Below are 21920 nucleotides of genomic sequence, written 5' to 3' on the forward strand. Positions count from 1 at the left end.
CACATTTGAAACTGAGCCACAGTTTTGCCATTAGAGCGCGGAAAGCGCTCAGGTTTGGTAGAATTGGCGGCTAAATCACTTTTATTGCCAGACCGAGTGTTATGAGCCAAGAAAACGCAGCGCTACCTACCAGTAATTTTGTCCGTCAAATCATTGATGCCGATCTGGCAAGTGGTAAACATCAAGCAGTCCAGACGCGCTTTCCGCCCGAGCCCAATGGCTATTTGCATATTGGTCACGCTAAATCGATTTGCCTGAATTTCGGCCTTGCTGGCGATTACAATGGCCTGTGCAATTTGCGCATGGACGACACCAATCCTGAAAAAGAAGAAGACGAATACGCCGCCGCGATTGAAGCCGATGTGAGCTGGCTGGGTTTTCAGTGGAATGGCAAAGTGCGCCACACTTCGGATTATTTTGACCAACTGCATGGCTACGCAATCGAATTGATCAAGGCAGGCAAGGCCTTTGTCTGCGACCTGAACGCTGAAGAAATGCGTGAGCACCGTGGCGACTTCCAAAAGCCCGGCCGCAATAGCCCGTTCCGCGATCGCTCGGTGGAAGAAAACCTCGATTTATTCGAGCGGATGAAAAACGGTGAATTTGCCGATGGCAGCAAAACGCTGCGCCTGAAAATTGATATGGGCTCGCCCAATCTGAATTTGCGCGACCCAGTGTTCTACCGCATCAAGCGCGCAACGCACATCAAGACCGGCGATAAATGGTGCATCTACCCGATGTATGACTATTCGCACTGTATTTCCGACGCTTTGGAAGGCATCACGCATAGCTTGTGTACGTTGGAGTTTGAAGACCATCGCCCGCTATACGACTGGGTACTCGACAACATTACGATTGCGGCTCACCCGCAACAGATCGAGTTTTCACGCCTCGAATTGCTGTATTCGATCACGTCGAAACGCAAATTAAACCAACTGGTGACGGAAAATCTGGTCAGCGGTTGGGATGATCCTCGGTTAACGACGATTAGCGGTATGCGTCGCCGTGGCTATAGTCCAGCGGGGATTCGCTTGTTTGCGCAGCGCATTGGCGTGAGCAAGGGCGAAAACATCATCGACTTTTCAATTCTGGAAGGTGCGGTACGGGAAACGCTGGAAACCGAAAGCCCACGTGTGATTGCGGTGCTCAACCCAATTAAAGTCACTCTGACCAATTTTGAAGCCGGCGTTACTGGCAGCCGCAGCGCGCCTTTCCATCCGCATCACGAAGAAATGGGCGAGCGTGATATTCCTATTTCACCAACCTTGTGGATCGAGCGTGATGACTTTGCCGAAGAACCGCCAAAGGGCTGGCAACGTCTGACCTTGGGCGGTGAAGTGCGTCTGCGCTACTCGTATGTGATTAAGTGCGATGAAGTGATCAAAGATGCCAACGGTGAAATCGTCGAGCTCAAATGCTCGATTGATCCGAAAACACTGGGTCAAAATCCAGAAGGTCGCAAAGTCAAAGGCGTGATCCACTGGATTTCTGCCGAGCATGCGATCGAAGCTGAAGTGCGCCTGTATGAGCGTCTGTTTACCGAGCCGCGCCCAGATGCGATTCGTGGCGACGATGGTCAGTATCTCGACTTTAAGCAATTCATTAATACTGAATCGCTCAAAACCATCACCGCCTACGTGGAAGCCTGCGTAAAAGACGCCGCGCCTGAAACGCGCTATCAGTTTGAGCGTCTGGGCTATTTCGTGACCGACCGTCATGATCACCAAGCGGGTGGCAAACCGGTATTTAATCGTACGGTGACTTTGAAAGATAGTTGGGCTAAGTAAATCGCCAGGCTTGGTGAGGCCAAGCCTGCGTTTTTCATCTCATAGCGTGTAATTGGGGCAAATTGAATGAAGCAGTTGTTGAAATTAGCGGTATTGAGCGCCAGTGTTCTGATGGCTGGCTCCGCGATGGCAGAAGAGACTGCCAGTGCGGCGGCGAAAGCGGATGTGACGATTGCCAAAGGCACAGATATTACGATTGCCAAAGGCAAAGTCGGCCAAGCGCCAGTGCAGGTTGTATATGACTATTTAGTTGACCGCATTAGCGATGAGAACGGTCTGGCTGATTATCAAACACTGCAAATCAACCAAAAATCCCCCAAAGCCGAAGACTACCAAAATGTCACGCTTGAAGTGATTAAGTCTGGTCTGGCTGATGATTCAGTTGCTACGCAGCGCTATCGTTTTGTAATGAACTTTACCGACGATACCCACGTTTGGCAGATCAAAAGTGTGAAACAGGAATGGCAATGCCGTCGCGGCAATAGCAAGGCGTGGACGCAAAAGCCTTGTAAATAATGCGTGATGCGAAAGCCAACGAGCGCAGCGCGCTCGTTTTTCTTTTTCAGCCATTTTTCGTCTATTTCCACCCTGACCCGATGGATTAACCTGCATGTCGAACAGCTCTGAAAAAGCGCCCACGGTGCGCCATTTATTTCACAATTTCTGGCAGTTGGCCAAGCCCTATTGGGTGTCCGAAGATAAATACCGCGCCTGGGGTTTATTGGCGCTGGTGATTAGTTTATCGCTGGGCTTGGTGTATATGAATGTCCAGTTCAATAGCTGGTACAACGAGTTTTACAATACGCTGCAAAATCTGGATGCCAAGGGCTTTAAATCCGCGCTGTATAAATTTGGCTACCTGGCTTTTGCCTATATCGTGATTGCGGTTTACGCGATCTGGTTTCAGCAAATGCTGGAGATCCGCTGGCGTCGTTGGGCTACCCTACATTTCACCCAGCGGTGGCTATCAGAAAATACCTTTTACCGTTTGCAACTGACCGATAAGGCTACCGATAACCCAGATCAGCGTATCGCTGAAGATGTTGGGCAATTTGTCTCGATCTCTTTGTCTCTCTCTTTAGGCTTATTGCGCTCGGTGGTGACACTGGTCTCGTTCATCGGTATTTTGTGGTCGCTTTCTGGTCCGTTCAAATTGATGCTGGGTAGCACGGCAGTGTCAATTCCTGGCTATATGGTTTGGGTGGCGATTATTTATGCGCTGATTGGTACGGGTATTACGATTTTGCTGGGGCGTCCACTGGTTGGACTGAACTTTATGCAACAGCGCTATGAAGCTGATTTCCGTTTTGGCTTGGTGCGCGTACGGGAAAATGCCGAATCGATTGCGCTTTACAATGGCGCTAAAGATGAGCAAGAGCGTTTGGGTTATCGCTTTGTTAATGTTGTGACAAATTTCTGGTCGGTGATGCGGATGAACAAACGTCTGACTTGGTTTACCTCATTTTGGGGGCAGTTAGCGATTATTTTTCCGCTGATCGTTGCCGCACCGCGTTTTTTTGCCAAAGAGATCCCACTCGGTGGCCTGATGCAAATTAATTCGGCTTTTGGACAAGTCTATGGCGCGCTCGATTTTATTATTGGCAGCTTTAGCACCTTAGCCAATTGGAAAGCGGTCATCGATCGTTTAACCACCTTCGAAGCGAGCATAGTCAACGCACAAGATTTGCCACGCATTGAGCCACAGCCGATTGCGCAGGGTTTGCAGCTAACTGCGCTGTCGGTCAGCAAGCCTAATGGTGAAGTACTGCTGAGCGATGTGAATTTGACGCTGAAGGCGGGTGATGCGCTGCTGATTCGTGGTAAATCGGGCGCGGGGAAATCGACACTATTGCGTGCAATGGCGGGTATATGGCCCTATGCCCAAGGTCAGTATGGTGTACAGAGCAATACCCGAACTCTATTTCTGTCGCAAAAGCCGTATATGCCACTGGGCAGCTTGCGAGCTGCTTTGTATTACCCACATGAAGCGGAACAAGATGACAGTCAAATTAGTGGTCTACTGACTTTGGCGGGTTTAAGTCATTTAATGCCGCGTCTGGATGAGGTCGATGCGTGGTCGCATGTACTGAGCTTGGGCGAGCAACAACGCATCGCCTTGCTGCGCGCGATGTTGGTTAAGCCCGACTTCCTATTTATGGATGAGTCGACGTCGGCGCTCGATGCCGAGGGAGAAGATCGGCTTTACCGAGCGGTTGCCGAATGTATGAAAGAGGGCGTGATGGTCAGCGTTGGGCATCGTGCCGGCCTCGTTGAATATCACGAGCAAGTATTGGAATGCCAAGGGCAGGGCGCTTGGGCGCTTTCCCCGCTTTAAAATATGGATAAAACCCCATTGTCGGGGCTGATTGGATTTGAAAATGTTAAAAAATGATACTTTCCTGCGCGCCTTATTGCGTGAGCCTGTTGAATACACGCCTGTGTGGATGATGCGCCAGGCTGGCCGCTATTTGCCTGAGTACTGCGCGACGCGCAAAAATGCGGGCTCGTTTTTGCAATTGTGCAAAAACACCGAGTTGGCGACTGAGGTGACGCTCCAGCCGCTGGATCGTTTCCCGCTCGATGCGGCGATTTTGTTCTCTGATATTTTGACCGTGCCCGATGCGATGGGCTTAGGGCTGTATTTTGCCGAGGGCGAAGGCCCGAAGTTTGAACGTACCGTTCGTACTGAAGAGGACGTGGCAAAGCTTTACGTGCCCGATGTTGGCACCGAGCTGAAATACGTCACCGATGCGGTGAGCTCGATTCGCAAGGCGCTGGATAATCGTGTGCCACTGATTGGTTTTTCGGGCAGCCCCTACACGCTGGCTTGCTACATGATTGAAGGCGGCAGCTCGAGCGATTACCGCAATATCAAAACCATGATGTATGCGCGTCCAGACCTGTTGCACCGTATCTTGGAAGTCAATACCCTCACAGTGATCGATTATCTGAATGCGCAGATCGAAGCGGGTGCGCAAGCGGTGCAGATTTTTGATAGTTGGGGTGGCTCATTGCCATTTGGTAAATATCAGGAATTCTCGCTGCAATATATGGCGCGCATTGTCGCAGGCTTGAAGCGTGAAAATGATGGCCGCAAAGTGCCCGTGATTGTGTTCACCAAAGGTGGTGGGCAATGGCTGGAGGATATCGCGGCGACAGGTTGTGATGCGATTGGCTTAGATTGGACGACAGATATTGGCGAGGCGCGTCGTCGTGTTGGCGATAAAGTGGCGCTGCAGGGCAATTTTGATCCAGTGGCGCTATTTGCACCACCAGCTGCGATCGAGGCTGAGGTAGAGCGCATCCTGAACAGTTATGGTGGTGGCACGGGTCATGTGTTTAATTTGGGGCATGGCATTTCGCAGTACACCAACCCAGACCATGCGGGGGCTTTGGTGGCGGCAGTGCATCGTTTTTCTGGCAAGAAATAACAAACCTTACAAGGTGTCTTTATTTTGTAATGTGATTATAAATCATAGACTTGGCGCATTGTGTTGAAGTGTTTGTCCGCAAACTTGCGCCAAGTTATGCACACAAAAAATCCCCTTGTTTTTTGCTTGTCAATAGGGGATCAAAAGAAAGTTGCAAATCCGTGTCAAAAAATAAGTCTTTGAATATATTGGTAATTTTTCTTTCGCTTAATTTTTGTGCAATCTAAACATCATCAAGTCTCCATTGGGTTTTTTCTGGTTTTAAGCACTTAGTCCACAAAATTATCCACAGAAACTGTGCATAACCGATTTGGAATATTTTTCTACATTGATTGAGCTGTTTTTACCGGCAGAACTTTGAGTTTATTTTGAGTTTGAGTGTTTTCCCGAGGATGACGTGAGCGGTAACTTTGTGATGGTGGCGCTCGATGTGCCGCTGAATCGTTTGTTCGGCTATGCCATTGGCAATCTTGATCCGCATGTCGGGCAGCGGGTTATCGTGCCATTTGGCCCGCGGCAACTGTCGGGCATCGTGATTGAGCGCCGGAGTGATGCGGGCGAATTTGTGGGTAAGACCCGCAATATTTTGGCCATACGTGATGATCTGCCAGCATTACCGCCTGAAACCCTCGCCTTGTGCCAGTTTGTGGCGGACTATTATCACCATCCTTTGGGGGCGGTACTTAGCAGTGCCTTACCTACCGTTTTTCGTAATGTTCCTGCATTTAAGTCGCCCGCGCCCGCTTGTGTGTATTACGCACCTGATGTTGCCATTTTGTTGGCGCAGATTAGCGCGCGCGCACATGCACAACGGCGCGTTGCGCAAGCATTAGAGCAGCCCTATACCCCCGCCGCATTGCGTCGACTGCATGATAGTGGTTTGAAATGGGCCAAACTGTGGGCGGAAAAAGGCTGGGTGCAAACGGCCGCCGAATCGACGGTCTTGGCTGAGCCAACCCCCAATTTACCGCTCAATGCTGAACAGGCAACGGCGGTCGCCGCCTTGAGTGCTGCGCATGGCTTTGCGCCATTTTTACTTTATGGCATTACAGGCAGTGGCAAGACCGAGGTGTACTTGCAAACCATCGCGGCCGTCTTGGGGCGTGGTGAACAAGTCTTGGTATTGATCCCCGAAATCAATTTAACGCCACAATTGGAAGGCCGTTTTCGCGCCCGTTTTCCGGGCGTGCAAATGTCGTGCCTGCATAGTGGATTGAATGACACCGAACGCGCAGTTAATTGGCTTGCGGCCTTGTCGGGCGAGGCGAAAATTGTGCTGGGCACACGCCTAGCAATTTTTACGCCGCTTCCGCATTTGGGCATGATTGTAGTTGATGAAGAACACGATCCTTCGTTTAAGCAGCAAGAAGGCCTGCGCTACTCAGCGCGGGATGTGGCGGTGTATCGCGCGCGGTCGGCCCAAGTGCCGATTGTGCTCGGGTCTGCGACGCCTAGCATCGAAAGTTGGGCCAATGCTAAAGCTGGCCGCTATCAGATGCTCACTTTGGCTGAGCGTGCCGTCCCCGGGGCGGTATTACCCAAAATCACGCTCTTGCCAGTTAAAAAAGCTGGCTTAATTGATGGCTTTAACCGCATGGCTTTTGCCGCAATGCATGAGGCGCTAGCGCGCGGTGAACAGGTTTTAGTATTTATCAATCGCCGTGGTTATTCACCGGTGCTGCAATGTGGTGAATGCGGTTGGATGGCTTCGTGCAAGCACTGTTCGGCACGTTTGGTGCTGCATTTGCGCGATCGCAGTCTGCGTTGCCATCATTGTGGCTTCGAAGAGCCCATCACTCACGCCTGCCCCGATTGCGGTAATCAAGATTTAAAACCTGTTGGGCAAGGTACCCAGCGCCTTGAGGAGTCGCTGGCGACCCATTTTCCGGGCAAAACAATCTTACGGATTGATCGTGATAGCACACGGCGTAAAGGCGAAATGGATGCCGCCTTGGCGCAGGTGCATTCGGGGGAGGCTGATATTCTCATTGGCACGCAAATGCTGGCAAAAGGGCATGATTTTGATCGGCTCAATCTAGTGATTGCCCTGAATGCCGATACTGGCTTATTTAGCGTTGATTTTCGCGCTGAAGAGCGTTTGTTTGCCTTGCTGACTCAAGTCGCCGGCCGCGCAGGGCGACGCGAGACACCGGGCGAGGTCATGATACAAACTGCGTTTGCCGACCATCCTTTTTATCATCAATTACTGGGCCGGGATTATGCTCCCTTTGCCAACCGGACGTTAATTGAGCGCACAGAAATGTTGTTGCCGCCAGCTGCAGCGTGGGTGCTATTTCGCGCCGAGGCGCCAGATATCGAGCATGCGCTGCAGATTTTGCAATTAATCCGAGCTTGTTTTGAGCGTTTAGCGCCGGAGTTCTTGCTGCCGCTCACTTTGAATCATCCTGTTGCCGCTACGATGGTTAAAAAAGCGGGGGTGGAGCGCGCCCAATTATTAATTGCGGCGGAGCAGCGTGCTCAATTGCAACGAGCGCTGCATCAAGCCATGCCTCATATCGAGGTAATCAAATGTGGCAAGGGTCGTTGGACTTTGGATGTGGATCCGATAGAGGTATAGGCTTGTACGTCTTGATTTGCATAGATTTGATGGTTATACCCATTAAGCAAAATCAATTTGACCATATCGTTGCACGATAATTCCTAGCCTAAGCCTAATTTAGCCGTCATTTTGTTTAGCCTTAGAGCGCTATACAGTGAATCACCACTCCCACAGCCCATTCTTTTGCGGTACTAATGAATTTAGCGCAATGAATTTTTACCGATTTTGTGCCAAGCTGACTATGCTGAAGTAAGGTCTTCAGTCTTGTTAGTATTGCTGCTGATTTGCTCATCCCATCTAGCCGGAGGCGAAAATGCCTTTTCAAACGCGAATGATCCTGTCTTCTTTGCTCAGTACCTTGCTGGGTCTGTTATTGGCCGCTGGACTGAATCTAGGCTTAGGATGGCATGTGAGCATTGCCATGGTGTTGGGGTTGGGCTTAGCCGCGGTCGTGCAGTGGGCCATGTTGCAGTGGCTCTGTAAACCCATGCTGCGATTTTTTGCCGCGATGAAACAATTACAACACGATGGCGGCAATTTAAACGTCCGGATCGCCACTACAGGTAATGATGAAATTGGGCAAGCGGCCGATGGCTTTAATCATTTTGCCGCCGATCTGCAAAGTACATTTCGTGAAGTGCAGCGCGATATGGAAGGCCTGTCTTTGGGTTTAAAGGAAATCACCGTCGTCACTGGCCAGCTTGTCAAAGATAGCCACACTCAAGCGGATTTCGTCGCTGTTTCAGCCGCAGCGGTGGAAGAAATCTCTGTGAGTATTACGCATATTGCGGACAGCGCGTTTGAAGTTGACCAAGCTGTCGGTGATACACAGCAGCTCTCAATCGATGGTGCACACACCGTTCATAGCGTTTCCGAAGAAGTCGGGAAAATGCAGGAATCTATCTCATCGTTGAGTGTTGCTATGGCCGATTTGGGGCATCGTTCCCAAGAAATTGGCAGCATCGTGAGTGTCATCAAAGATATTGCTGAGCAAACTAATTTGTTGGCACTTAATGCCGCGATTGAAGCTGCGCGAGCTGGCGAACAAGGGCGCGGTTTTGCCGTAGTGGCTGATGAAGTACGTAAATTGGCCGAACGCAGCGCAAAAGCCACGGTGGAAATTACCGAGCGGATTAATTCGGTCGGCAAAGATACGCAAATTGCTTTAAAGAATATGGATAAAGCCTCGAGCGGGGTGAGTGCAAGTGTTCAGCGCGCCAATGAAGCCAGTGCGCTGATGAATACCATCGGCCAGCGGATGGAAAACGCGGTGGAAGTGGTGCGGGGAATCGCTTATGCCACTCGAGAACAAACCGCCGCGAGTCACACCATGGCTCAATCATCTGAGCAAATTAACGCCATGACGCAATCGAGCGATTCGGCGTTGCAACAAACCAAGAAAGCACTGGAAACGCTGGATAATCGCGCGCGTGAATTGATGAGCGCAGTAGGGCGATTCAGACTGGAAGACATTAGTGTTTTGCATGGCTGGTTTGCTGCCAGTGGTTTTCGTGCCGTCGCTGATGTGAAAGCGCGACTAAATAAAATAGGCCATCACTGGTCAGATAATCACAGTGGTAAAGACGTACCCGGTATGCTGAAAAAAGCAGTTGAAGACGGTGATTTACCCACTGCAGCCGCTATTGGTGGGGTCAAAATTCAGGCATGGGCAGGGAAAAACGTACTCGCCAATCTTGATGGGATTGCCAGTAAACAGGGTTGGGCGCAGATATTACCTAAGGTGATTGATGACCAAATGCATGCTGATGGCCATTATGTTGCGGTGCCTCTAGGCGTTGCGCGTGTGAATGTCATCTGGGCCAATGTGGCGCTATTGCGTCGCGTGAACGTGAGCCAAGCTCCGCGCAGCTGGGATGAGTTCATCAGCTTGTGTGAAAAATTGAAAGCGGCCGGCATTACTCCAATCGCACACAGTGAAGTGAAATGGCAGGTTGCTACGCTGTTTGAGGCGGTATCTTTAGGTCTTTGTGGCGCGAGATATTATGTTGATGCTTTTAGTAAACTGGATCAAGCCACATTGTCTGGACCGCAGACTATTCGAGCGTTGGAAATGTTCCGCCGAATTAAACCGTTTTGCAGCGAAGATCCCGTTGGGCGCGATTGGAACTTGGTTGCCGCCGACATTATTAATGGGCGGGCAGCCATGCAGTTAATGGGGGATTGGGTGAAAGGTGAATTTGATACTGCGGGTAAAAAACCAGATATCGATTATGTATTCTGGGCCGCGCCTAATCTTGATGGTGAATATAGCTTTGCCGCCGATACGCTCACAATGTTCCGTCAAGAAGATCCAGTACGAGCTCAAGCACAAACGGATTTTGCTGAGTTGCTAATGACAAGCGAATGCCAAGTTGCCTATAACCATCATAAAGGCTCCATCCCGGCGCGAACTGATATTGACCGGAATTTACTCGATGCATATGGCAAAGCTTCCGCCGCTGACTTTGCCCAGTCTGCACAAAAAAACACCTTGGTGCCATCATGGGCGCACAATATGGCAGTGCAAGACAGCTTGAAAAAAGCATTGATCGAGGTGGTGTACGAATTTTGGCATAACGACCACATCACCGCGACGGCTGCTGCGCAAAAACTAGCGTCAACAGCCAGAAGTGCATAGCTGCCGCTCAATCGGCACATGCTTGGTGATGTTTATTTGATTCGAAGCTAAGATTTACTTGGGAAATATCACGAAAAAATAATACTTCTCTGCTTTAATAGTCAGGCTTGCTAAAACCCGAGCAATTTGCTGCTGGTTTTGGCTTTCAAATTGATTGCGTGATCAAAATTCGCGCCATTTAGCGCCTGCCGAGTAAAGCCCGAATGTCATTGAAAGAACAAGTAAAAACTACCCATTGGTTGTTTCAGCCAATCACCATCTTCTGGTTTCTCCTCACTATTTTCTGGTTTATATCCCTTTCTTTTCGAGACCTGATTCATCCAGATGAAGGTCGTTATGCGTCGATTGCAATGGGGATGTTGCAAACCGGAGATTGGTTAACTCCCCGACTAAATGGCATCCTATATTTTGAAAAACCGATTTTGCAATATTGGATTAGCAGCTTCAGTTTCTATATTTTTGGGTTTACTGATTTTGCCGCCCGGTTCTGGCCAGGCCTGTCGGGTATATTGTCGGTGCTGGCCGTTGGTTTTACTGCTCGAAAATTATGGGGCACGCAAGTCGGTCACCTTGCCGCTTTGGTTTGTGCGGGTACGACTTGGATCTTTGGCAATAGCCATTTCTTAACCTTGGATATGGGCGTTACTTTCTTTCTGACGGTGACGCTGTGCAGCTTTGTGTTGGCGCAACGTGATGAGGCAAACAGCTCGGAGCAGCGCAATTGGATGTGGCTCGCGTGGGCTGGGATGGCTGGTGCAACCTTATCGAAGGGGCTGATCGGTATTCTCATTCCAGGTATGACCTTGTTTTTATACAGCCTGATCAATTGGCAGTGGTCTTGCTGGCGAAAAATGCACTGGGTTACTGGCTTGTCGATTTTTCTCTTGCTAACTGCACCATGGTTTTATCTGGTTTCGGCCAAAAATCCAGGCTTTGCGCATTTCTTCTTTATCCGTGAGCATTTTGAACGTTTTCTGACGACCGAACATCGTCGTGAAGGCCCTATTTATTATTTTATTCCGATTTTATTTGCCGGCTTTTTACCGTGGACGGCTTGGATTCCAGCCTTAACGCGGGATGCGTGGAAAAAACGCGGTAGTCGCTTCCAGCTAGAGCGCTTCGTGCTGATTTGGTGTGTGTTTATCTTTGCTTTTTTTAGCAAGTCAGGCTCGAAATTACCCTCGTATATTTTGCCGATGTTCCCCGCTATGGCCTTGCTATTAGCGCCATATTTGGCTCGATCTTCGACAAATAGCATCAAAAAACATTTGTATTTACCGATTGCGATCTGGGCTTTGATATTGGTAGCGAGCCCTTTTGTTCATCATTGGTCATCCGAGAACTCACCGCGTGAAGTTTTAATTCACTTTGCTTGGTATTTAGCAGGCGCTGCAACCCTCTTTTTGATGGGGGCGGCGATCGCTTGGCGGATGTTGAGTCAAGGAAAAAATGAATTTGCGGTCATGGCGATTGCAATGGCAACGGTACTAGGGATCGGCATTGCCAGTGCGGGTCACAATTCATACGGTCAGCTTAAAAGCAGTAGCGGTGTTGTCGAGCAAGTGAAGAAATATATCACCCCTGATATGCAGATATATTCGGTCGCTACTTACGAGCAAACCTTTCCCTATTACTTGCAGCGACCAGTGACTTTGGTGCAATACGTCGATGAATTTGAATATGGCGAAACGACTGAGCCGAAAGTCTGGATTCCTACGATTGCAGAGTTTATTCCACAATGGCAGGCCGCGCCGCGTGCGATGGCCATGCTCAATAAGCAAACCTATGCACAATTGCAGCAGCAAGGCTTGCCGATGCAAGTGGTTTACCAAGATGTACGCCGTATGGTTGTGATCAAGCCGTCAACACATTCAAATTGAAACTTATGACTGATTTTTTACCATTTACTCGTCCAGACATCGATGAAGCCACTATTGCCAGTGTTGCGGATGTGTTGCGTTCCGGTTGGCTAACGACAGGGCCAAAATGTCGCGAGCTTGAAGCTGCACTGTCAGTTCGCGCTGGCGGGCGTCCTGTGCGGCTGGTTAATTCGGCCACCGCGGCACTTGAATTTGCATTACGTATTGCGGGTGTCAGCGCGGGTGATGAGGTAATTACAACGTCGCTCTCTTGGGTGGCGACCGCCAATGTGATTTTGGCGGTGGGCGCAACGCCAGTGTTTGTAGATATTGACCCGTTGACGCGCTTGATCGATCTGAAGTTGGTCGAGCAGGCGATTAGCGCTAAAACAAAAGCAATAATTCCTGTTGATCTGGCTGGCTTTCCCGTAGATAGGGAGGGGGTGTATCGCCTTGCAAACCAATATGGCATTCGTGTTGTGGAAGATGCTGCCCAGTCGCAAGGTGCGAATTGGCAAGGCCGCGAGCTAGGTAGTTTTGGTGATTTAGTGGCGTTTAGTTTTCATCCCAATAAAAACATGACCACAGGTGAAGGTGGGTGTCTGGTGATGAATAACGAGGATGAAGCTCGACTTTTCGAGAAGTTGCGCCTGCAGGGTGTTACTAGAGCACCTGACGGCACTTATGATTGTGATGTGCTTGGCGGTAAAGCCAATTTGACCGACATTGCAGCCGCGATTGGTTTGGGGCAATTGGCTCGACTGGATGAGTTTAATGCTCGTCGCCGTGAATTGGCGAAGTTGTATTGCACTAGCCTTGATAAGCTGGGGCTAGGCTTGCCGCCTGCCGAGTTTGAACAAAGTAACTGGCATATGTTTCAGATTGTGTTGCCAGAGCGCCTTGCTGCGCAACGCCCCAAATTGATTGCCATGATGAAAGAGGCTGGCATTGCCGTCGGGGTTCATTACCCCGCAATCCATACAACCTCTCTCTATCGTCAATTGGGTTGGCATGAAGGGCAGCTGCCTCATACCGAAGCGATCGCAGCCAGGATTCTGACGCTACCTTTATTCCCCGCAATGCAAAAAAGTGATATCGAACGTGTTTGCAGCACATTAACTCACGTGATGAGCCAACTATGAGTCTCCCTGTTTTATCTGTCGTTATTCCGGTTTACAACGAAGAAGATAGCCTCGCCGCTTTGTTTGCAAGGCTTTATCCTGCATTGGATGCATTAGCTAAGCCCTATGAAGTGATTTTTATCAATGATGGTAGCCGTGATCGATCTGCAGGAATTTTGACTGAGCAGTTTCATTTACGCCCAGATGTCACTCGCGTCATTTTATTTAATGGCAATTTCGGTCAGCACCGCGCTATTTTGGCCGGGTTTGAGCATGTCCGTGGCCAACAAATTGTGACGTTGGACGCCGATTTACAAAATCCACCCGAAGACATTGCTACTTTGTTAGTTGAAATGGATAAAGGGCACGACTATGTCGGCTCCATCCGCCGTCAGCGCAATGATAGTTTATGGCGTCATTGGGCTAGTCGAGCAATGAATCGTTTACGAGAAAAAATCACCCGTATCAAGATGACCGACCAAGGCTGCATGATGCGAGCCTACAGTCGGCGCATCATCGACACGATCAACCAGTGCAATGAAATGCACACCTTTATTCCCGCTTTAGCCTATTCATTTTCCCAAAAACCCACTGAAGTCGTGATCGGGCATGAAGAGCGTCATGCTGGTGAATCTAAATATTCGCTGTACAGTCTGATTCGCCTCAATTTTGATTTGATGACGGGCTTTTCCTTGGTGCCGCTTCAGTTTTTCTCCATGCTAGGCATGTTGGTATCCATTGGTTCAGGACTATTGTTTGCTTATCTATTGGGTCGCCGGCTGATCGTTGGGCCTGAAGAGGGGGGTATTTTTACTTTATTTGCGCTGGTGTTTTTTCTGGTAGGGATTGCCCTGTTTGGGATTGGCCTCTTGGGTGAATATATTGGGCGTATTTATCAAGAAGTGAGAGAGCGCCCACGCTATCTAATCGCTGCAGTGTTGGAGAAAAAGGCAAGTATCGATACAGAACAGGCCGATCCAGTATGAAAAGCGCCGTAGTTTTTGCCTACCATAACGTCGGCGTCCGCAGCTTAAAGTCTCTGCTGGCCTTGGGGCTTGAGATCAAATTGGTGGTTACCCATCAAGACAACCCGAATGAAAATATCTGGTTTGAATCTGTACGTGATGTGTGTGCAGAATATCAGATCGAATGCATTACGCCTGACGATCCCAATACACCTGAAATTGAACAAAAAATCACAGTTTTAGCTCCTGATTTTTTGTTTAGCTTTTACTATCGCAATATGCTTCAAGCCCCGCTTTTGGCGGCGCCGCGTTCTGGTGCTTTCAATTTACATGGCTCATTACTGCCAAAATACCGTGGCCGAGTGCCGATTAACTGGGCCATTATTCATGGCGAGACTGAAACGGGCGTAACGCTGCATCAGATGAATTTAAAGCCGGATAATGGCGCCATTGTCGATCAGCAAGCGGTCCCCATTTTGCCCGATGACACTGCTGATGAGGTATTTGGCAAAGTCGTGGTCGCGGCAGAGATATGTCTAATGCGCGCTATTCCGCAGCTGGTAGCAGGTCTTGCAACATTGACCCCGCAGGATCTTAGCCAGGGCGCATATTTCGGTGGGCGCAAAGCCGAAGATGGTCGAATCGATTGGTCGCACAGTGTGCGTCAAATTCATAATCTGGTTCGTGCCGTTACTCGCCCCTATCCGGGGGCTTTTAGTGATACACCGCTTGGCCGCTTGATCTTATGGCGTACTCGCGTGCTGACCGAATCAGGGCTTGCGCCGCAGCCATGCTGTATGCAGCTCGATGAGCAACAGCGCTTGGTGATTTACACCGCCGATGGCGGTTTGTTGCAAGTCTTAGACGGCGAAATTGGCGGTATCAAATTGGATGTGGCAAATGTGGCCCGCTATCTGAATGGTCGAATTAAGTTGTAATTCTGAGTCAAAACACAATTGAACTAGGGCGGGTTAACATGAAAAAAGTACTTATTCTCGGTGTGAATGGTTTTATTGGTCATCATCTGACTAAGCGCATTTTGGAAACCACGGACTGGGAAGTCTTCGGCATGGATATGTATGCTGATAAGGTGAGTGAATTTAGCGCAAATCCACGCTTCCACTTCTTTGAGGGTGACATCACGATCAACCAAGAGTGGATTGAATATCATGTAAAAAAATGTGATGTCGTTCTCCCTTTGGTCGCAATTGCAACGCCAGCGACCTATGTGCAAGCGCCGCTGCGTGTATTTGAACTCGATTTTGAAGCTAACCTGCCCATTATTAAATGGTGCGTGAAATACAAAAAACGCGTGGTCTTCCCATCCACGTCCGAAGTCTATGGCATGTGTGCTGATGAAGAGTTTGATCCAGAAAACTCAAACCTCGTGTATGGCCCAATTAACAAGCCACGCTGGATTTACGCCTGCTCAAAACAATTGATGGATCGCGTCATTGCCGCGTATGGTCAGCAAGAAGGGCTTGATTACACGTTATTCCGTCCATTTAACTGGATCGGTGCGGGCCTCGATAGTATTCATACGCCCAAGGAAGGCTCTAGCCGCGTGATTACCCAGTTCCTTGGTCATATTGTTCGTGGCGAGACGATTAAACTGGTGGATGGCGGTAGCCAAAAACGTGCGTTTACCTATATCGATGATGGTATTGCTGCGCTGGTTAAAATTATTAAGAACAAAGACGGTAAAGCGACACGCCAGATCTACAATATTGGCAATCCAAAAAACAATTACTCAGTGCGCGAATTGTCCGAAATGATGTTGTCTCTGGCCAAGCAATACCCTGAATATGCAGAAGGCGTAGCTAAAGTTAATGTGGTAGAAACGACGTCAGGTGAATACTATGGCAAGGGCTATCAGGACGTACAAAATCGTGTACCAAAAATTGACAACACCATGACAGATTTGGATTGGGCGCCAAGCACGAGCATGGAAGATGCATTAAAAGGCATTTTTGAGTTTTACCGCGATCAAGCGGCGGCAGTCCGAGATTTGGCAGACGTATGAAACCGCTGTTAGCTTTGAAAATTGACGTTGATACTTGGCGTGGCACTCGTGAGGGGGTGCCACGGCTCATGGCTCTGCTCAAGAAATACAATGCAGGAGCGACGTTTTTATTCAGTTTGGGCCCCGATCATACGGGCCGCGCCATCAAACGGGTATTTCGCCCAGGTTTTTTGAATAAAGTGTCACGCACTTCTGTTGTTGAGCACTACGGAATACGAACTCTTTTATACGGTACATTACTGCCAGGCCCAGATATCGGTCGGCGCGAAGTAGCCTTGTTGCGCTCGGTGCGCGATGCGGGTTTTGAAGTCGGCATTCATTGCTGGGATCATATCCGCTGGCAAGATTATGTTGCTGATAAAGATGCTCAATGGACGCAAAATGAAATGCAGCTGGCTGCTGAGCGCTTTGTTGAGATTTTTGGCGAGCCTGCAAAAACGCACGGTGCTGCGGGCTGGCAAATGAATGAAGCGGCTTACGCATTTGAGGCGGAGTTAGGCTTAATTTATGCGTCAGATGGTCGAGGTACACATCCATTTCAACCCGTTTCTACTGAAGGTAAGTTAATCGGCGTCCCGCAATTACCTAGTACCTTGCCAACGCTGGATGAATTGATTGGCTTGGATGGATGGACTGAGGCTAATGTACACGAGCATTTGCTCATGCTGACCGAGTCTAAAATTAATACCCCTCATGTGTATACGCTGCATGCTGAATTAGAAGGACAGCGTCTGGCAGATACATTCGAGAAATTGTTGCTTGGGTGGCAAAATCAAGGCTATCAATTGGTCAGTTGTAAAGCAGCGTTTGAATCGCTGGATATGAAGCAATTGCCGCGCCATCAAGTTTTGATGGGGGAGATTGCGGGCCGAAGCGGGGTATTGGCTTTGCAAGGCGGCGCTGAAAAGTAAGCCATTTCTAGTTTTTTTTTAGATTAAATAAAAAAAGCCCATCAGATGATGGGCTTTTTCTTGGGAATGAGCAAATTAAGCGAGTAGGTGTTTTACCGCATCACGCTCTTCAGACAATTCTTTTGCCGTTGCATCCATACGAGCACGGCTAAATTCGCTGATTTCCAAACCTTGGATGATGGTGTATTTACCATCTTTACAAGTTACTGGGTAACCGTAGATCAGGTCTTCATAGCCATATTCGCCATTTGCTGGCACGCCCATGGTAACCCAATCGCCTTCCGGAGTGCCCAATACCCAGTTGCGGATATGGTCGATCGCTGCATTGGCTGCAGAAGCCGCAGAAGACAAACCGCGTGCTTTAATAATGGCTGCACCACGTTGTTGCACAGTTGGGATGAATTCAGTTTCGAGCCATTTTTGATCGTTGATCAAAGTAGCTGCACTCGCGCCTTTCACTTCAGCGTGGAACAAATCTGGGTACTGTGTCGCAGAGTGATTGCCCCAGATGATCATTTTGCTTACATCAGTCACAGCTGTGCCGGTTTTCTGCGCGATTTGAGTCAAGGCGCGGTTATGGTCCAGACGCATCATGGCAGTGAAATTGGCTGGGTTCAGATCCGGCGCGTTTTTCATTGCAATGTAAGCGTTGGTGTTCGCTGGATTGCCAACTACCAATACTTTAACGTCACGGCTAGCTACTTTATTGAGTGCTTTACCTTGAGTGGTAAAGATTGCGCCGTTGGCTTCGAGCAAGTCTTTGCGCTCCATGCCTGGGCCACGTGGACGTGCGCCAACCAGCAAGGCGATGTCTACATCTTTAAAGGCAACTTCAGGATCATCGCTTTGTACGATACCTTGCAGTAATGGGAATGCGCAGTCATCCAATTCCATCACTACGCCGTTCAATGCTGGCAATGAAGGTGTGATATCAAGCAATTGCAAGATAACAGGCTGATCTGGGCCGAGCATCGCGCCAGAAGCAATACGGAATAAGAGGCTGTAGCCAATTTGACCAGCAGCACCAGTGACGGCAACGCGTACAGGTTTTTTCATTTTTGAACGACTCCGATTAGCGGCAAATACGCCAGCGACAAAATAGATCAGTGCTTGTAACTGCACAACTTAAGCAACAAGGCTTTGATGTTTAGCAAAACAAGTTTAGCACGATGAGACTTTTTTGGGAAAAAAGTGACGGTTTTGCTGGTTAAAATGTATTGTATCTTTTGTCTTATATAAGACTGTAGTAGACTCTGCGCCGACAACATGATAAAAAGCGCATGGAATGAAAAAATTAGCTGCACAGCCTTTGTATAAGCAAGTGATTCGCGAAGTGATGGCTGCGGTCGAAGCTGGCGAATGGCAGGAAGATGAAAGTCTTCCGAGCGAAGTGGAGTTGGGGCAGCGATTTGGGGTTAGCCAAGGTACTGTGCGTAAAGCCTTAGATGCTTTGGTGGCCGAATCAGTGTTGTATCGACGCCAAGGCGTTGGCACTTTTGTCGCTGGGATGAGCGACTTTCTGATGCGTGGTCGTTTTGCGCTACTCACTGACCCCAAAGGTGAGGTACCAAAGATTGAGTTGCTCGGTTGCGTCAAGATACACGCAGGCGAGCAGTTGGCTGAAATTTTAGGTTTGCGCCGCGGTGCCGCACTTTGGCAAGTACGTCGATTATTACGGGTTGCAGGGCAAATTGTAGGTTTGGAAGAGTTGCTATTGCCTGAGGCGAATTTCCCCGAATTGGAAATGCGCCGGATTCGTGAGCTAAAAGGCAATTTGCGGGAATTATGTTGGCGTGACTTTGGTGTGCGCCTGCAGGATGGAGAAACGCGTTACCGAGCAGTGTGTGCAGGATCTGCTGAAGCTAGGTTGTTGCAAGTGGAGCTGAATGAGCCTTTGTTGCAACTAGTGCGCTTGGCTAAAGATTTTTCAGGAAAACCACAGGTGTGGAGTGTGGCTTGGCTGAAAACTGAGGAGCTGGCTTTTGAACCCTCAGTCTCTGCGTAGATGATCGGGCAGTATGGTTATTTTCTAGGGTTTATGAGACTGGCGCATTGATTTGGGTCAGATTGTAAAAAGTAGTATCAAAACTTCATTTGGTTAATACAGAGGAAATGAGCGCATGCAAAAAGCACGCCCTAAGCATCTGAATTTAGCGGTCATCAAGTTTCCGTTGCCCGCTATAGTTTCAGGCTTACACCGCATTAGCGGTGCATTGTTGGCTTTATCAATCCCTTTCATGCTTTATGCCTTGGAAGGGTCTTTATCGAGTGCCGAGCGTTTTGCTGCATTCAAAGAATGCATCGCTCATCCAGTGATCAAATTATTTTTGCTGGTCGTGCTGTGGGCTTATTTGCACCACGCCTGTGCGGGTATCCGCTTTTTGATGATGGACATTCATAAAGGCGTTGATTTAAAACCTGCTCGCTTGACGGCAAAAATCGTTATGGCTGTGAGCATCACATTAACCGTCATTATTGGAGCGTTGACATGGTAAAGCGTCATGTTGTGGGTGCGCATTACGGTTTGCGCGATTGGCTGGTGCAGCGCGTAACTGCGGTGATTATGCTGGCGTTCACCATCGGTGTGGTGGCGTTCATTTTGTTGGCGAATGGCGCTTCATTTGAAGCGTGGCAACAATTGTTCGCCTGTACTTGGGTGAAAGTGGGTACGACGATCGCGATTACGGCTTTGTTGTGGCATGCATGGGTTGGTGTGCGTGATATCTGGATGGATTACATCCAGCACGTAGGCGTGCGTTTGACAATGCACGTACTGACGCTGCTATGGTTGCTCGGCAGCTTGATTTATATGGTTAAAGTAGTGTGGGGTGTTGCATGACCAAGGCTATTCCAGTTCGCAAGTTTGACGCCATTATTGTTGGCGCGGGTGGTGCAGGTCTGCGTGCCGCATTGCAACTCTCTGAAGCGGGTATGAAAACCGCAGTACTGTCGAAAGTATTCCCAACGCGTTCGCACACAGTTGCTGCGCAAGGTGGTGTTTCGGCCTCTTTGGGTAATTCAGAGCCAGATCATTGGCACTGGCATATGTATGACACAGTAAAAGGTTCGGATTGGTTGGGTGACCAAGACGCGATCGAATTCATGTGTCGTGAAGCACCAAACGTGGTGATCGAGCTTGAACATTTCGGTATGCCGTTTGACCGTAACTCTGATGGCACGATCTATCAGCGTCCATTTGGCGGCCACATGAGCAACTTTGGTGAAAAACCAGTTCGCCGTGCCTGTGCTGCCGCTGACCGTACTGGTCATGCCATGTTGCACGCTTTGTACCAGCGCAATGTACGCGCAAATACTCAATTCTTCGTTGAGTGGATGGCGCTCGATCTGATTCGTGACGAAGAAGGCAATGTACAAGGTGTTGTGGCGATGGAGATGGAAACATCTGAAGTCGTGATTTTCCAAGCTAAAGCAACCTTGTTTGCCACGGGCGGCGCTGGCCGTATTTTCTCGTCTTCGACCAATGCCTTTATCAATACTGGCGATGGTCTGGGTATGGCTGCGCGTGCAGGCATTCCGCTCGAAGACATGGAATTCTGGCAATTCCACCCAACTGGCGTAGCTGGTGCAGGTGTATTGATCACCGAAGGTGTACGCGGCGAAGGCGGCATTTTGCGTAACTCGGAAGGCGAGCGTTTCATGGAACGCTACGCGCCCAACGCCAAAGACTTGGCCTCACGTGACGTTGTATCACGTGCGATGGTGACCGAAATTAACGAAGGCCGTGGCTGTGGTCCAAATAAAGACCACGTTTTGCTCGACATTACCCACCTTGATCCAGACGTGATCATGTCGAAATTGCCAGGTATTCGTGAAATTTCGATCAAGTTTGCCGGTGTTGACCCAATTAAAGCGCCAATCCCTGTTGTACCAACTTGCCACTACCAGATGGGCGGTATCCCGACCAATTACAAAGGTGAAGTGGTGTTGGGCGAGCAAACTGTAAAAGGTTTCTACGCGGCGGGTGAGTGCGCATGTGCTTCTGTCCACGGCGCTAACCGCTTGGGTACGAACTCATTGCTGGACTTGTTGGTGTTTGGTAAATCATCAGGTAATAGCATGATTGACTTTATCAAGTCAGCGCCAAAAGACTTGCCAGAAGTGGCGATGAAAGACGTTGAGCGTTCGGTAGCACGGGTGGCGCGTTTGGATAACCAAACTAGCGGTACCAATGTGAACGAAGCGCGTTTGGCGATGCAGCGCACGATGCAAGCGCATTGTGGTGTATTCCGCTTTAACGACATGCTTAAACAAGGCGTTTCGAAGATTCTGGAAGTTGAGCAAATGGTGAAAAACACCGTGATTGCCGACAAATCCAAGACTTTCAATACCGCACGCCTTGAAGCGCTCGAGTTGGAAAACCTGATCGAAGTGGCCAAAGCCACGATGATCTCTGCTGAAGCGCGTAAAGAATCGCGTGGCGCCCATGTGCGTGATGATGCAGAAGACACTGCTGAGCGTCCAAATGGCCGTGACGATGCAAACTGGTTGAAACATACCTTGTGGCACCGTGAAGGCAATCAACTTGAATACAAACCAGTCAATATGAAGCCTTTGACTGTTGACACGATCGCGTTGAAAACGCGTTCGTACTAAGAGGATCGAAT

General features: G+C 49.3%; 17 protein-coding genes. 16 read left to right on the forward strand and 1 reads right to left on the reverse strand.

Translation table 11 applies throughout. The features are described 5' to 3' along the window. Nucleotides 1-101: 101 nt before the first annotated feature. The 12 genes from HQ393_RS02895 to HQ393_RS02950 all read left to right on the forward strand — a co-directional run bounded on the left by HQ393_RS02895 (nt 102) and on the right by HQ393_RS02950 (nt 17295). On the forward strand, nt 102-1787 hold the full coding sequence (locus tag HQ393_RS02895) for a glutamine--tRNA ligase/YqeY domain fusion protein (RefSeq protein ID WP_179357365.1): 1686 nt from the start codon (nt 102-104) through the stop codon (nt 1785-1787). Nucleotides 1788-1853: 66 nt separating this feature from the next. Beyond that, entirely contained in the window at nt 1854-2303 is a 450-nt protein-coding gene (locus HQ393_RS02900; RefSeq protein WP_179357366.1) for a hypothetical protein, read from the forward strand. Between the two features lie 94 nt (nt 2304-2397). Then, on the forward strand, nt 2398-4122 hold the full coding sequence (locus HQ393_RS02905) for an ABC transporter ATP-binding protein/permease (RefSeq protein WP_179357367.1): 1725 nt from the start codon (nt 2398-2400) through the stop codon (nt 4120-4122). A 37-nt stretch (nt 4123-4159) separates the two neighbouring features. Continuing rightward, the gene (gene hemE, locus HQ393_RS02910) at nt 4160-5218 is read left to right on the forward strand and encodes a uroporphyrinogen decarboxylase (protein ID WP_179357368.1); all 1059 of its coding nucleotides are present in this window, start codon (nt 4160-4162) and stop codon (nt 5216-5218) included. 397 nt (nt 5219-5615) lie between these two features. Beyond that, nucleotides 5616-7796, forward strand: coding sequence for a primosomal protein N' (locus HQ393_RS02915; RefSeq protein ID WP_218871274.1), 2181 nt, complete (start codon nt 5616-5618; stop codon nt 7794-7796). Between the two features lie 295 nt (nt 7797-8091). Continuing rightward, entirely contained in the window at nt 8092-10416 is a 2325-nt protein-coding gene (locus HQ393_RS02920; protein ID WP_179357369.1) for an extracellular solute-binding protein, read from the forward strand. Between the two features lie 203 nt (nt 10417-10619). Continuing rightward, nucleotides 10620-12296, forward strand: a complete 1677-nt coding sequence (locus HQ393_RS02925; RefSeq protein ID WP_179357370.1) for a glycosyltransferase family 39 protein — start codon at nt 10620-10622, stop codon at nt 12294-12296. Between the two features lie 5 nt (nt 12297-12301). Further along, on the forward strand, nt 12302-13417 hold the full coding sequence (locus tag HQ393_RS02930) for a DegT/DnrJ/EryC1/StrS family aminotransferase (protein ID WP_179357371.1): 1116 nt from the start codon (nt 12302-12304) through the stop codon (nt 13415-13417). Further along, on the forward strand, nt 13414-14382 hold the full coding sequence (locus HQ393_RS02935; protein ID WP_179357372.1) for a glycosyltransferase: 969 nt from the start codon (nt 13414-13416) through the stop codon (nt 14380-14382). Before HQ393_RS02930 ends, HQ393_RS02935 begins: the two co-directional genes overlap by 4 nt. Further along, nucleotides 14379-15299: a formyltransferase gene (locus tag HQ393_RS02940; protein ID WP_179357373.1), complete on the forward strand. Its 921-nt coding sequence runs from the start codon at nt 14379-14381 to the stop codon at nt 15297-15299. The genes HQ393_RS02935 and HQ393_RS02940 overlap by 4 nt, the downstream gene beginning before the upstream one ends. Nucleotides 15300-15337: 38 nt before the next feature. After that, nucleotides 15338-16384 (forward strand): bifunctional UDP-4-keto-pentose/UDP-xylose synthase, encoded by a 1047-nt coding sequence (locus HQ393_RS02945; RefSeq protein ID WP_179357374.1) that lies wholly within the window; start codon nt 15338-15340, stop codon nt 16382-16384. Beyond that, a complete protein-coding gene (locus tag HQ393_RS02950; RefSeq protein ID WP_179357375.1) occupies nt 16381-17295 on the forward strand; it encodes a polysaccharide deacetylase family protein in 915 nt (304 codons plus the stop codon). The genes HQ393_RS02945 and HQ393_RS02950 overlap by 4 nt, the downstream gene beginning before the upstream one ends. Nucleotides 17296-17370: 75 nt before the next feature. Here the strand turns inward: HQ393_RS02950 and HQ393_RS02955 are convergent, their stop codons facing one another. Further along, complete coding sequence (locus HQ393_RS02955; protein WP_179357376.1) at nt 17371-18351, reverse strand: malate dehydrogenase; 981 nt, start codon at nt 18349-18351, stop codon at nt 17371-17373. 229 nt (nt 18352-18580) lie between these two features. Here HQ393_RS02955 and HQ393_RS02960 point away from each other — a divergent pair, with 229 nt between their 5' ends. From HQ393_RS02960 to sdhA, 4 genes are all read left to right on the forward strand, one after another. Beyond that, entirely contained in the window at nt 18581-19300 is a 720-nt protein-coding gene (locus HQ393_RS02960; RefSeq protein WP_179357377.1) for a GntR family transcriptional regulator, read from the forward strand. Nucleotides 19301-19415: 115 nt separating this feature from the next. Beyond that, nucleotides 19416-19790: a succinate dehydrogenase, cytochrome b556 subunit gene (sdhC, locus tag HQ393_RS02965; RefSeq protein ID WP_179357378.1), complete on the forward strand. Its 375-nt coding sequence runs from the start codon at nt 19416-19418 to the stop codon at nt 19788-19790. Continuing rightward, the gene (gene sdhD / locus HQ393_RS02970) at nt 19784-20134 is read left to right on the forward strand and encodes a succinate dehydrogenase, hydrophobic membrane anchor protein (RefSeq protein ID WP_179357379.1); all 351 of its coding nucleotides are present in this window, start codon (nt 19784-19786) and stop codon (nt 20132-20134) included. Before sdhC ends, sdhD begins: the two co-directional genes overlap by 7 nt. Continuing rightward, on the forward strand, nt 20131-21909 hold the full coding sequence (sdhA, locus tag HQ393_RS02975) for a succinate dehydrogenase flavoprotein subunit (RefSeq protein ID WP_179357380.1): 1779 nt from the start codon (nt 20131-20133) through the stop codon (nt 21907-21909). The genes sdhD and sdhA overlap by 4 nt, the downstream gene beginning before the upstream one ends. The last annotated feature ends 11 nt before the right edge of the window (nt 21910-21920 follow it).

Source organism: Chitinibacter bivalviorum (assembly GCF_013403565.1).
Lineage (GTDB): Bacteria > Pseudomonadota > Gammaproteobacteria > Burkholderiales > Chitinibacteraceae > Chitinibacter > Chitinibacter bivalviorum.